Source organism: Danxiaibacter flavus, from assembly GCF_041060425.1.
GTDB lineage: Bacteria > Bacteroidota > Bacteroidia > Chitinophagales > Chitinophagaceae > Danxiaibacter > Danxiaibacter flavus.
The window spans coordinates 714,028-727,539 of record NZ_JAULBC010000002.1 but is presented as its reverse complement, the minus strand read 5'-3'; the positions used below and the strand labels follow the sequence as shown (position 1 = coordinate 727,539).

General features: G+C 41.1%; 10 protein-coding genes. 5 read left to right on the top strand and 5 right to left on the bottom strand.

What is annotated here, in order from left to right; all coding sequences use genetic code 11:
• Both QTN47_RS08660 and QTN47_RS08655 read right to left on the bottom strand, forming a co-directional pair.
• Positions 1–567, bottom strand: a complete 567-nt coding sequence (locus QTN47_RS08660; protein WP_369328954.1) for an RNA polymerase sigma factor — start codon at positions 565–567, stop codon at positions 1–3.
• 122 nt (positions 568–689) lie between these two features.
• Positions 690–1,049 carry a hypothetical protein gene (locus QTN47_RS08655; RefSeq protein WP_369328953.1) on the bottom strand — a complete coding sequence of 120 codons (360 nt, stop codon included), beginning with the start codon at positions 1,047–1,049 and terminating at the stop codon, positions 690–692.
• Between the two features lie 39 nt (positions 1,050–1,088).
• Between QTN47_RS08655 and QTN47_RS08650 the strand changes: the two genes are divergently transcribed.
• Positions 1,089–1,400, top strand: a complete 312-nt coding sequence (locus QTN47_RS08650) for a DUF3467 domain-containing protein (protein ID WP_369328952.1) — start codon at positions 1,089–1,091, stop codon at positions 1,398–1,400.
• 181 nt (positions 1,401–1,581) lie between these two features.
• Here QTN47_RS08650 and mutS read toward each other — a convergent pair whose 3' ends face one another.
• Positions 1,582–4,227 (bottom strand): DNA mismatch repair protein MutS, encoded by a 2,646-nt coding sequence (mutS, locus tag QTN47_RS08645; protein WP_369328951.1) that lies wholly within the window; start codon positions 4,225–4,227, stop codon positions 1,582–1,584.
• Positions 4,228–4,685: 458 nt separating this feature from the next.
• Positions 4,686–6,245 carry a M28 family metallopeptidase gene (locus QTN47_RS08640; RefSeq protein WP_369328950.1) on the bottom strand — a complete coding sequence of 520 codons (1,560 nt, stop codon included), beginning with the start codon at positions 6,243–6,245 and terminating at the stop codon, positions 4,686–4,688.
• 344 nt (positions 6,246–6,589) lie between these two features.
• Here QTN47_RS08640 and QTN47_RS08635 point away from each other — a divergent pair, with 344 nt between their 5' ends.
• The 4 genes from QTN47_RS08635 to ruvX all read left to right on the top strand — a co-directional run bounded on the left by QTN47_RS08635 (position 6,590) and on the right by ruvX (position 9,711).
• Entirely contained in the window at positions 6,590–7,114 is a 525-nt protein-coding gene (locus QTN47_RS08635) for an RNA methyltransferase (protein WP_369328949.1), read from the top strand.
• 43 nt (positions 7,115–7,157) lie between these two features.
• Positions 7,158–8,090, top strand: a complete 933-nt coding sequence (locus QTN47_RS08630; RefSeq protein ID WP_369328948.1) for a hypothetical protein — start codon at positions 7,158–7,160, stop codon at positions 8,088–8,090.
• Positions 8,091–8,114: 24 nt separating this feature from the next.
• On the top strand, positions 8,115–9,029 hold the full coding sequence (locus QTN47_RS08625; protein ID WP_369328947.1) for a UbiA-like polyprenyltransferase: 915 nt from the start codon (positions 8,115–8,117) through the stop codon (positions 9,027–9,029).
• A 265-nt stretch (positions 9,030–9,294) separates the two neighbouring features.
• A complete protein-coding gene (ruvX, locus tag QTN47_RS08620) occupies positions 9,295–9,711 on the top strand; it encodes a Holliday junction resolvase RuvX (protein ID WP_369328946.1) in 417 nt (138 codons plus the stop codon).
• Positions 9,712–10,272: 561 nt separating this feature from the next.
• Here ruvX and QTN47_RS08615 read toward each other — a convergent pair.
• Positions 10,273–13,365, bottom strand: a complete 3,093-nt coding sequence (locus tag QTN47_RS08615) for an efflux RND transporter permease subunit (RefSeq protein ID WP_369328945.1) — start codon at positions 13,363–13,365, stop codon at positions 10,273–10,275.
• Between the last annotated feature and the right edge of the window lie 147 nt (positions 13,366–13,512).

Here is a 13,512-nt window from a genome sequence, read left to right as displayed (position 1 = left end):
CTATTCTCCAATGTTATATTGAGCAAAGAATAACTTTTTGAGACGCATCAGGCACTTATATTTTTGATTCTTAGCGTTGTCAGCGTTTGTGTAACCAAAGTCCTGAGCAATTTCAGTCATGCCTTTTTTTTGTAAGTAGTAGGCTTCTAACAGACCTTTGCAGGGTTCTCCCAGGCTGTTAAGGGCTCGTTCCATTATTGCGAAATCGGCATTTCTTTTTTCGTGAAATTCAAGATCTTCTTCTACCGGAACCGTTTCTTCAAGACTTTCTACCTGTCCTGTGTATCTTCCCATTTGCTGGAGGCGTTTTAGCCAGAGTCTTCTGCAAACGGAGTAGATATATGTTTTTATCTGGCACGTTAAAACAAAAGAATCGCTTTTCGCCTTTTCGTAGAGGGTTATTACGGCTTCCTGAAAAATATCTCTAGCATCATCATAGGTACCATTATTGTTCAGGATTAATGCCTGCACCATATTAAAGTTATCCTTATATATAGTGTCGATTGCCTTCGTGTCGTTATTTGCTAAACCTCTAAGTAATAATTGTTCGTTACTGTCTAGTTTCACTGGTTCCTGTTTTAATACCGGATTGGGCGTAAAAGTAACCCAAAATGGTGCCTGAAAAATTTTTTTAAAAAAATGGGAGACCCCGGGGTTACCTTTCTTTCGTTCAGGTATAAATATAAAATTCACTCACAAAAACATTCAACAAAAATGAAAAAGCTGTTATTCGTATTAGCAATCGGCGCTTTCGCTGCATGTGGTTCTGGCGAATCATCTACAACAACTACTGATTCTTCTGCAGTAAAAGCAGATACTGCTACTGCTGCTCCAGTAACTCCAGCTCCAGATACAACTAAAGTTGATACTGCTGCTAAAGTTGATACTGCTACTAAAAAGTAATTAACTAATTTATTTATAGCTACTTGTGCGTCAGATTTTTGAGGTAAAGCCAGCTTGCGGCTGATAAGTAGTTTGAACTTTTTTTCATATGGCAAGCAATCGTTAGAGGCCGTCCTTATTCTTAAGGAGGGCTTTCTTTTTTTCACTACTCGGCTTCTTTGACCTACATTTGTTCAAAAGATTTTATGGCCGAACAAGAACAGAATAATCAGCTAAACATTGAAATAAGCGAAGAAATGGCCGAAGGTGCTTATGCTAACCTTGCCATTATTACACATAGCCACGCCGAATTTGTGATCGACTTCGTAAACGTAATGCCCGGCACCCCAAAAAGCAGGGTAAAATCAAGAATAATTTTCACCCCTATGCATGCAAAGCGTTTTATGAAGGCATTAGAGGAAAATGTAGACCGATATGAGCAACTGAACGGAAAAATTCAGGATCTGGAGCAGATAGAAATTCCAATGAATTTTGGTGGTCCGACAGCGCAAGCGTAGAAGATTGGAGATTTGAGATTGTTTAGGTCGAGAGTGTAACTGAATTTCAGACCGTTTGAAAATATAAAGCCCGGAAGTTTTTTTAACGCTTCCGGGCTTCTTTTATTGAAATCTTTAAGTTCTTAAAGAATACCGTTAGCAAAAAATAAGGTTTTCCGCACAGGTAATTTCAAATCTCAAATCATTTCAGCAATCCCTTTATCTCATTCAACTTCAACAATGCCTCGACCGGAGTCAGGCGATTGATATCGGTGCTTTCCAGCATTGTTCTGATCTGATCAAAGGTTTCACTGTGTGCATCGAAAATAGAAAGCTGCATTTGTGGTGCGTGCAGTTTTTGTATTTTATTCTGAAGATGTTGCTGTTTGCCGGCAGCTGGTACTTCAGTTGCACTATGTTCAGCTGGTTCATCCACGTGTTTATCTTCCAGTTGTTTTAATATCTCATTTGCACGATCAATTAAAGATGGTGGCATACCAGCCATTTTTGCTACATGAATACCGAAACTATGCGTGCTTCCGCCCGGCGCCAGCTTTCTCAGGAAGATGATCTTGTTGCCGACTTCCTTGTTCGTGACATGATAATTTTTTACGCGGGGCAACTTGTTCTCCAGCTCATTCAGTTCATGGTAGTGCGTGGCGAATAATGTTTTTGCGGTGGTATGTGATCCGTGCAGGTATTCAACAATGCTCCATGCAATCGAGATACCGTCGTATGTAGAAGTTCCGCGTCCGATCTCATCAAGTAAGATCAGGCTGCGTTGCGATACATTGTTGATGATACTTGCAGTTTCATTCATCTCAACCATGAATGTACTTTCACCTCCACTTAAGTTATCACTTGCTCCGACGCGCGTAAAGATCTTGTCAGTAAGCGGTACCCTGGCCGCATCAGCAGGAACAAAGCTTCCCATATGCGCCATCAGTGTAATTAAAGCTGTCTGACGTAAAATGGCGCTCTTACCACTCATGTTCGGTCCGGTAAGAATGATCACCTGTTGCTCTGCAGGATTAAGCGAAATGTCGTTATCAATGTATGCCTCACCTACAGGAAGATTGCGTTCTATAACCGGGTGACGGCTTTTGATTAACTGCAGTTCCAGTCCGTCGTGAATTTCCGGTTTTTTATAATTGTAATGAAGCGCATTATCTGCAAAACAAAGCAGGCAATCCATTATAGCCAACACATTTCCGTTTACTTGGATAGGAGCAATATAGTCTTGCAACTCGAGCAATAATTTATCATACAGCTCCAACTCAATTGCCAGGATCTTATCTTCTGCGCCGGTAATTTTCTCTTCGTATTCTTTTAATTCAGGCGTGATATATCGTTCAGCATTGGCCAATGTTTGCTTGCGCATCCATTCAGCCGGCACTTTATTTTTATGTGAATTGGTTACTTCAAGATAGTAACCGAAAACATTGTTGAATGCAATTTTTAAAGAACTGATACCTGTCTTTTCAGCTTCACGTTGTTGTATGCTGATCAGGTATTCTTTTCCTCCTGAGGCAATCTTTCTGAGGTCATCCAGTTCTGCATGAATACCATCTCTTACAACGCCGCCCTTATTTGCCGCAACAGGAGGAGCCTCAACTATTTCTTTGTTTATTTTTTCAAGGATATAGTTGCAGGGATTTAATGCATCACCCAGTCTTTTTAGGTATTCATTACCGGAAGCGAGCGCAATTTGCCTGATGAGTTCAGTCTGATGTAATCCTTTCGCTAACTGGATCACTTCACGCGGATTGATCTTTTTCATGGGAATCTTGCTCACCAATCTTTCTACATCCCCGCATTGTTTAATAAAATGATGCAACTGCTTGCGGGCATCTACATCTTTTATAAAATACTCAACAAGATCAAGTCGCTCGTTTATTTTCTTTACATCTTTTAACGGAAGTATTGTCCATCGCTTCAACAATCTTGCGCCCATCGGGCTTACCGTATTATCCAGTACTTTTAAAAGATTGTTACCGTGTTCCGTTCCGTTGCCCAACAATTCAAGATTGCGGATGGTGAAGCGATCCATCCATAAATAGTCTTCTTTCTCAATCCGCTGGATGGAAGTAATGTGCTGAAGATTGGGATGCTCCGTGTCTTTCAGGTAATGCAAAACAGAACCTGCGGCAACAATAGCTGCCGGCATATTCTCAATTCCAAAACCCTTTAGTGAATGCGTTTGGAAATGTTTAAGCAGACTCTCTGTGGCAAAGGCTTCATCAAAGATCCAGCTCTCAAGTGTGTATGTGTAAAACCTGGTGCCAAATACTTCTTTGAAATGTTTTTGATAACTGCGCTGAAATACAACTTCTGCAGGTTTAAGGCTTTGAAGTAGTTTGTCAATATACTCCTGGTTGCCTTCCGCAGCAAAGAATTCGCCGGTAGAAATATCCAGGAAAGCTATGCCTAATACATTATCATTAAAGTGAACGCCAGCTAAGAAGTTATTGCTGTTGTGTTCAAGCAATTTATCATTGGTTGCAACGCCTGGTGTCACCATTTCTGTTACACCGCGTTTCACAATTCCTTTTGCTTGTTTAGGATCTTCCAGCTGATCGCAGATGGCAACGCGATAACCGGCCTTAACCAACTTATGCAGATAGGTATCCAATGCGTGATGAGGAAAACCGGCCAGCTCGCTGCTTGAAGCAGCACCGTTGTTTCTCTTGGTTAACGTAATACCTAATACCTGTGACGCAACAATCGCATCTTCTCCGAATGTTTCATAAAAGTCACCCACACGAAACAGCAGCACGGCATCAGGATATTTTTGCTTGATGGCGCGATGTTGTTGCATTAACGGGGTTTCAGAAGCAGCTTTTGCCATAGGCGGCAAATATAGAGCTTAAAGCGGAAAAGCTGTCAGCTATCAGCAATCAGCTGCCAGCTCTTCACCGTCGCATGTTAGTTCCGTCTCCTGCGATATTGATACAGACTGACTTGATGTTTTGAGGAAGCTGCATTTTTCCAGTCAAAAAAAAGTAATCTGATATTGCTGACAGCTCATAGCTACTTCGACTATGGCATTTTTTTCAGGCAACTTTTCCTCAAGGTGCACGGTATTGTAGAGCTTAAAGCGGAAAGCCTAACGCTAAAATCCGTGGTATAAAACAAGCTTGTAGAGTGTAGAAAGTTTTTGGAAAAAAAACTATTAGTTATCAGCAGTCAGCTTTTTGTTCTCCAGCTGTTGTTGCCAGTCATATAGATATTATGACTTAATATTTTGGCTGCTGCTTCTATTTAGCCTGCCAAAAAATTAAGCGGCTGACAGCTGATAGCTAAAAACTATTTAGCTTTCGGCAGTTCCTTCCTCGGCATTTTCTCCTCGCGCTGAGCCGTGTTGTAAACGAACGACGCGACGATAGTAGCCATTTGTTTTAAATCGTCAGCGATCAGGTGATCGTAAGTGTCCATGTTGCTGTGATGTGTACGTTCATTATACTCGATCGGGTCCTGGATAAACTGGAAGCCGGGCAATCCAACCGCGTCAAAGGACTGGTGATCAGTTCCGCCGGTATTGTTGATGGTTACGGTTTTTGCGCCAAGATCATTAAACGGCTCAAACCATTTGGTAAAAATAGCTCTGCACGCTTCATTGCCCTGCAGATAAATTCCTCTGATCTTACCAGTTCCGTTATCAATGTTATAATATGCGGATAACTTTTCATGGGCTGGAAGCAATTGCATGTTTGACGGATCTGCAAATGTTTTTTTCACATATCCTCTTGAACCGAGCAACCCTTCTTCTTCACCGCTCCACAGTGCAATGCGGATGGTTCTTTTTGGTTTAAGGTCAAGGCTTTTGATAATGCGGACAGCCTCCATCATTACCGCACTTCCAGCTGCGTTATCTGTTGCGCCGGTTGCCGTATGCCATGAATCCAGGTGCGCACCAAGCATTACTATTTCATTTTTCAATTTTGGATCAGTGCCCGGAATTTCTGCAATCACATTATATCCCTGCAGATCTTTCGTCTGGAACGCGGTCTTTACATCAACATCCAGTTTAACCGGGTATCCTGAATTCACCAGTCTTACAATGCTCATATAATCTTCAATGCCCAGCATAATATCCAGGAAATTTTCCGGATCAGATCCTTTGTAAGAACCGCCGCCCTGCGTAAACAGTGTACCGTCATGATTTTTGTTGCCCACACTCAAAATAGCAACCGCACCTTCTTCTTTTGCCATGTTTTTGATCAGGATGCTTAGGCGTTGTTGCGATCTTGCAGCATTCATCATCTGCTCCCTTCTTTTGCGCGCCTCCTCTGCATCAACCGGTTTTCCAGCGGTCGCAACAGCCATTGAATCTAATGTAGCGTCAGAAAATCTTAAGGCATCCGCTTTAAAACTTTGTTTGTAAACATCATCACGGTCCGTCATGATAATTTTGCCCGCGAGCTTGCCTTTATAATTAGCAAGTGCCGTTGAGTCTTTTGCTTTTATCACAAATATTTCCGCATTTTTCAGTTGACCGGTGCCGCTGCACCATGCTTTAGGGTAAGCAATCAATGGCTTGTAATAAGGGGCCGTCATTGCCACGTAAGATTTTTCCAGCTCCCAACCTTTGCCAAATTCACCCCAGGGATCAATGGAGGCATTGGTAAGTCCCCACTTCTTCATTTCATCTTTCGCATAGTTGGCAGCACGCATGTAACCGGGAGAATTGGTCAGTCTTGGTCCGCTGACATCAGTCAGATGAAAAGCGATATCCATTACTTTAGAATTTTCCAGTCCTTCCTTCTTTATTTTCTGAATTGCTTCATTATCAATCTTTTCCTGCGAAAAGGAAAGGACAGGAGAGAAGAGCATCGCCAATGCAATGCCAGCAGTAGTCTTTTTCATGTAGTTATTAATTTGGGGATATGAAATAATGTGATAGTCAGGTGAAAGGCAAATAAAATCGGCGGAACGAATGTGTAAATGTGCGAATGTGTGAATGTGCAGATGTGCAAATGGGAGATGTACGAATGGGCAAATATGCAAATGTGCGAATAAGCAAACGTGTGAACAAGTAAATGATTCTAATAACATATTTAATATATTATCCTATGTTTCTCCAGTCTAACACCTTAAGCTTTATACCTCAAGCCTGAAACCTGAAACCTGAAACCTGATACCTGACGCCTCACAGCTAAAAGCTAATAGCTGATAGCTCACAGCCGCCTGCTCTTCCTTATCTTTGCGCCATGCGGAAATTAAGCATGGACGAACTGGATCGTAAGACGGTGCAGGAATTTAAGGAAGCAGAAAAGAACCCGGTGATAGCTGTACTAGACAATATCAGGAGTATGCATAATGTGGGAAGTGTGTTCAGGACAGCAGATGCATTTTTACTGGAAGGCATTTGCCTGTGCGGATATACGCCGCAACCTCCCCACAGGGACATTAATAAAACTGCTTTGGGAGCGACTGATTCTGTTGATTGGATCTACCTTGATGAAACGGTGACCGCTGTTAATCAGCTAAGGGAAAGAGGATTTAAAGTGTATGCGATTGAGCAGGTGGAGGGAAGTATTTCATTGGAGAGTTTTAAAATGAATGCTGACGAAAAAATTGCGGTAGTGTTCGGTAACGAAGTAGACGGAGTTCATGAAGACGTGATTAGACTTTGCGACGGTTGCATTGAAATTCCGCAATATGGCATGAAGCATTCTTTGAATATTTCTGTTGCTGCAGGAATAGTATTATGGGAATTATGTAAATCATTATAATTAAACAACGGCCGGGCATTGACGCTGTCAGGGAAAATAAAATATGTTTAGTTTTTTTAAGAAGAATTCGATAGATAAGAAAATACCTAAAGAGTATACACACTTACTTACGCAACAACAGTACAACAATATGCTTGATATTGTGATGGCGTATTTCCGGGATAAGGGTGAAGAAGTAATAAAACTGGAGGATGGTTATATAACTGTACGGGACGAAAATGAGAAAGAGCTGAAGTATGGTTTTGATAACCTGGTGAGGTTTGTAGCCGGTGCTGAAAAAAATGAGTGGGAATCGGTTATCTACAGTCATTTTAACAAAGTTAACTTTGACGACAGTCCGCTTGTTTACTATCGCAAAGACTATGAAGCTGCAAAACCATTTTTAAAAATGCTCGTTAAGGACCAACTGTTGTTAAGGCAGGAGTTTGGTAAAGAACTGGTTTGGACATCACATTTTCCTGGTACATGTTCGTTGCTTGTTTTTGATTATGACAATCAGTTCAGGTATTTAAAGCAGGAAGACATTGCGGAATGGAATCAGCCTAATGAAGTGCTTTTTGAACAGGCATTAAGTAATGTGGGCGAGGAAGAGATTACAGTGAATAAAGTGGAGCATGAAGACGGAATAGATATGTTCATCTTATTCAGCGGTGATTTTTCTGCATCCTTTGTCGCGGATTTTGACAGAAATCTTTCATCCATCAATGGCGAGTTAGGATCGCTGGTAGCAATTCCGACAAAAGGAACTGCATTTGTTTCTCCGTTGAATGATAAGAATGTTTTGAAGCGGATTGAACTCATCTCTGAACCCGTGATCAAATTCTTTAATGAAGATCCGGGTAATATTACCACTAACCTTTACTGGTTTTACGATGGAAAATTTGAACAGTTTCCTGAAACGCCCGCAAAAGATGGATACGTTTCAATTTCAATTCCCGAAGAATTACAATTATTATTGAACAAAGAAGAAGAATAAACACATAAGTTAATAACTAGTAAAATGCCTACAGTAAAGAACTATTTAAGTCTCGTAAAATTTTCACATACCATTTTTGCACTGCCTTTTGCGATGATTGGGTTTACGCTGGGAGTTTTCTATAATCCCTATCCCAATGTCACAAGCCTGGATAAGGTGATTGATTTGGGAACCGGACTCCCGTTTAAAGAATTGGGAGTAAAATTATTTCTCGTGCTAATCTGTATGGTAACTGCTCGTAGCGCAGCGATGGCTTTCAACAGGTATCTTGACAGAAGTTTCGATGCTAAGAATCCGCGCACAGCAATTCGTGAAATACCACGCGGAATTATTTCTCCAAACAGTGCATTAAGATTTGTGATCGTGAATTGCATTCTGTTTGTAGCTGCAACTTTCTTCATTAATCGAATTTGTTTTTATTTGTCACCGGTAGCGTTGTTTGTTGTTTTGTTTTACAGCTATACCAAACGCTTCACGCCCTTGTGTCACCTGGTGTTGGGATTGGGATTATCATTGGCTCCGATCGGTGCATTTCTTGCTGTTACTGGTAAGTTTGAAGTATTGCCCTTGCTGTTTTCTTTTGCGGTGATTTTTTGGGTGAGTGGATTTGATATTATTTATGCGTTGCAGGATGTTGATTTTGATAATTCTCAAAACCTTTATTCAATACCAACTGCAGTAGGAAAAAGCAAGGCATTACGTGTATCAGAATTACTTCATGTTATCAGTTCAGGGTGTGTGATTGCTGCGGGATTACTGGGAAGTTTTCACTGGCTGTACTGGATTGGGATTGCTGTATTTGTGGGGATGTTATTGTATCAGCATTCAATTGTAAAACCGACAGATTTGAGTAAAGTGAATATTGCTTTTATGACGGCGAATGGTATTGCGAGCGTGGTGTTTGCCTTGTTTGTGATTGCCGATTTAATGGCACTGTAATTGAACCACGGAGACAGGGCGACACGGAGAAACACGGAGTTTTTTTTCGCCACCAAGACGCAAAGGCGCTAAGGTGCACAAAGATTTAAGGGCGCAAGCGCCTATAAGGGCTTAAACGTAGAACGTACAACTTTCAACGTATAACCCTAAGAAGGCGCAAACCGCTGCGTCGCCGCTTCATTGCGAACGCTGCGTGAAACAACATACAACGTAAAACTTATAACCTACAACTTAAAAAAGCTGATAGCTGACAGCTGATAGCTTTATGGCACGTATTATTTGCATAGATTATGGTGGAAAACGCACGGGATTGGCAGTGACTGATCCTTTGCAAATTATTGCGAGCAGTCTTACGACTGTTGAGACAAAAGAATTAATGCCTTATCTCAAGAAATATTTTCTGCAGGAACAGGTTGAATTGATATTGATCGGTGAACCAAAAAATTGGGATGAAAGCGATACGCATGCAACACAAATGGTTCATGATTTTATTAAAAGGCTAACTAAAGAATTTCCTGCCATTCCTATACAAACGGTTGATGAAAGGTATACTTCTAAAATGGCCTCTCAGGCAATGGTTGAAATGGGCATGAAGAAAAAGGATCGTCAGAAAAAAGGGAATGTTGACCAGGTTGCAGCAACCATTATGTTGCAGGAATATTTGAGAAGCAAGGAGCTTTAAGCTGTCAGCTTTGAGCTATCAGCTCTTTGCCAGCTCCTTAGGTTACTCGATTATTGTACTTAGGTCGGTAGTTGACTTTCCATACAACATTATTACAATTATCCTTTTTCATAAGTTCTTTTGGCTTGATCCAAAAGAACCAAAAGATCAAGGCAAACCCGATGCCTCCGGCCGTTTTGCCGGCCCACGCCTCTCCAAAGTGCATCTTTGCGCAATTTTACTTTGACAGGTTTGCTTATCTTTTTATAAAGTGATTTAGGAAAAAGCTCCTTCTAATGCCGGCATTAATTTGGTGTTGTATCATTCTTGTGATTAATTCAGGAAGAATAAATCAAACATCCTCAAATCATCCATCAGCGATTCTCCCTTACATCTAAAATCGTACATCGTACATCTAACATAAAACGGCCTTGTAGATACAAAGCCGTTTACATTCTAACCAAAACCAACTGTAAATAATTGATAAATTCTCTCTCCTAAAAGACAAGGCTGTTACGTTTCATTACGTTGTTGCATTTAAGCAAATCAGACATCCTAAAATCAGCCATCAGCGATAAAAACTTAGTGCGCCGCCACTTCAGCTTTTTTTGCCTTTTCTTTTTTTATTGATTCAATAGACGGCGGAATTAATTTGTAGGCCACAGGTGTAACAATTCTTGAAAGTAATGTTGAACTGATCAGTCCGCCAATCATTACAATCGCCAACGGTGCAATCAACGGATTGGTTGAGATCGCAATTGGCAACAAGCCTCCAATCGCCGTAAGTGTGGTTAAGATAATCGGTAGAAATCTTACCTCACCGGCTTCGCGTATCGCGTCATCTAAAGGCATTCCTTCGGCACGTAACTGGTTGGTAAAATCAACCAGCAAAATAGTATTCTTCACTTCAATGCCTGCAAGTGCGATAATGCCGATCACAGCAACAAAGGATAGTGAATTACCTGTTATTAATAATGCAAGCACTGCTCCAACTATTCCAAGCGGAATTACAGATAGTACGATCAGTGTGCTCTTAAATGTTTTGAACTCCAATATCAACACTGCAATAAATAAGAACACTGTTGTGATGATAATGCTGCCAAATCCGCCGAATGATTTTCCCCTGCTTTCAAATTCGCCGCCCATTTCAAAACTGTACCCTGCAGGCAATTTTATGTTGTGCATGGATGCAATAACATTTTTGGTTACTTCATCATTCAAAAATCCTTTTTGCACAAATGATGTCACAGACACGGTTCGTGTTTTATTAAAGTGATTAATGCTCACTGGTGAAGTCTCCATGTGCATATCCGCAAGCTGATTGAAAGGAATTGCGGCACCTTGTGAATTGTTAATGTACAGGTCATTAAAGACGGTCAGATCCGGGTACATTGGCCTGGGTTTGGAAACAATCACATCATAGTCATCACCTTTTGTATCAGGATTGATAAATGTGCCGAGGTTAATACCTGCAACAGCCATGCGGATGGTGCGATCAATGTTAACTGTCGCAATGCCCAATGATTGAGCTTTGTCTTTGTTAATTGCGATTTTGATATCGGATTTCTGGTTGCGGATCGGGTTGTTGACATACAATGTTCCGGGTACTTTCTTCAGCATTTCTTCTACCTGCAATGATAGTGCATGAAGTGTATCAAGATTCTCTCCAAGCAGACGTACTTCAACAGGCGCAAGTACCGGTGGGCCCTGTTCAAAATTCTTCACTTCGATTTTTGCGCCCGGATATGGCGTCCATTTTTTTCTGAGTGATTCAATGATTTCCAACTTACGTGCTGGTGTAGTTTCCACGTTTAGCTGAACAAATAACTCTGCAAAATCAGCGCGTTCGTTTTGTTGAATAACGTTATAGTAAATACGTGGATTTCCTTTGCCTACATTGGATGCATAATTTTTAACCTCTGGTATTTTTGCCAGTTCTTTTTCAATCTGCTTTGTAATACTATCAGTATAAAAAAGATTGGATTGTAAAGGCGTAACTACGTTTATCAAAAATTGTGGTTTCTCAGAAGCCGGGAACAAGCTGAAGCCTACGACAGGAAACAAACGTAGCGCACCAACAAAGATCAACGCTGCGATAACGACTGTCATCACGGGTTTCTTCAATGCAATGTTCAATAACGGCGCATAGCTGCGGTGAATGGTTTTCTTGAAGGCACGCAGGAACATATTTCCATCAGGATGTCCTTTGTGATTTTTAAGGAACCTGCTCGACAAAAAGGGTACTACCGTTAGTGCCACAATCATAGAGGCTATGATACATGCTATTACAGCAATAGGTAAACTTCTGATAAAATCTCCTGAAGCCTCCGGTAAAAATACAAGTGGCAAAAAGGCAATGATCAACGTGGCTGTACATCCCACAACAGCAAGGCCAATTTGTTTGGTTGCTTTTAACGTCGCTTCCAAAGTAGAATGACCTTCCAGTATCCATCGTTCAATATTTTCAACCACGACGATACTATCATCCACTAATAATCCAAGTGCAACAACAAGTCCGACTATACTTAATTGATTCAGATTAAATCCTGCAAGATTCACGAGAACGATGCCGACTGCGAGTGACAAAGGAATGGAAATCATTACTACCAACGCAGCTCTGAAGCCCAACGGTAACAATGTAATCGAAACCAGTAAGATCGCGATCAGAAAATCTTCGCCCAGCCCCGAAAGTCTTCTGTTTACATTGCTCGCCTGGTCAAAGCTTAACTGCAGATCAATATTGGAGGGCAGCGTTTTTTTGAATTCTTCAATTACAGGCAGATAAGCTTTTTGCGTAGAAGAAATATTTTCGCCTGTTTTTTGTGCTGCTACCACAAATACACTTCTGTGGCCATTCAATCTTGTGATATCTGTTTCAGGTGCAAAATCAAAGTAGACATTGGCAATATCTTTCAGCAAAACATTGCGGCCATTTAAGCTATAAGCAACGGTGTTTCTTATCTCATCAATGTTCTGATAATTGCCGCTTGTTTTTATGTTGAATGATTTTGTTCCTTCATTCACACTTCCGCCCGGAATGTTCGCAATTTCACTTTGTATTGCCGACGCTACACTGCTGAAAGGAATGTGCATCTGGGCCATTTTGTCCAATTGCAGGTCAACCCTAACAACTTGTTTCGGCATTCCGGCAATTTCAACATTCTTTAGGGCGGGCACTTTTTCCAGTGCTTCCTGTAAATCTTCTGCCGCCTTTTTTAATTTTTCACGCGATGCATTTTCAGATACCAATGCAATCTGCAAAACGTTCACATCCGAAGGTGTGATCTTCTTAACTTCTATGCTGCTTACTTCTTGTGGAAGTGTGCTTCTAATAGAATTTATTTCACGCACCAGTTCCTGGTACTTGTCATCCACATTGCTGTTGTATTTGTATTCGACATTTAAAACAGCAAGTCCGTCCTGGATAGATGTCTTAATTTCTTTGATGTTGTCAAGCGCATAGATCTTTTTCTCCAGTGGTTTTACTACGAGCTCTTCAATATCTTTTGGTCCGGCGCCGGGATAAATAACAACAACAGGAAACTGCGGCGACTTAATATCCGGATCCTCTGAGCGTGGCATAGTAAGGATGGTGGTGATTCCAAGCACCACAGCCATGATCACCAGTATCAATGTGAACTGGTAATTTTTAACCGCGTAATCAGATATTTTCATTGTGTTAGATTTATTGTAGTCAATGGTCAATGGTGAATAGTGAAAGATGCAGCAGCGTGCTGTGCGTGTAACACCTCGCTCTTCTTATTAATCAGTTTTTGCAGGTAATGAGCAAGCAGCACCTGCACACATCGTACATCTGATATC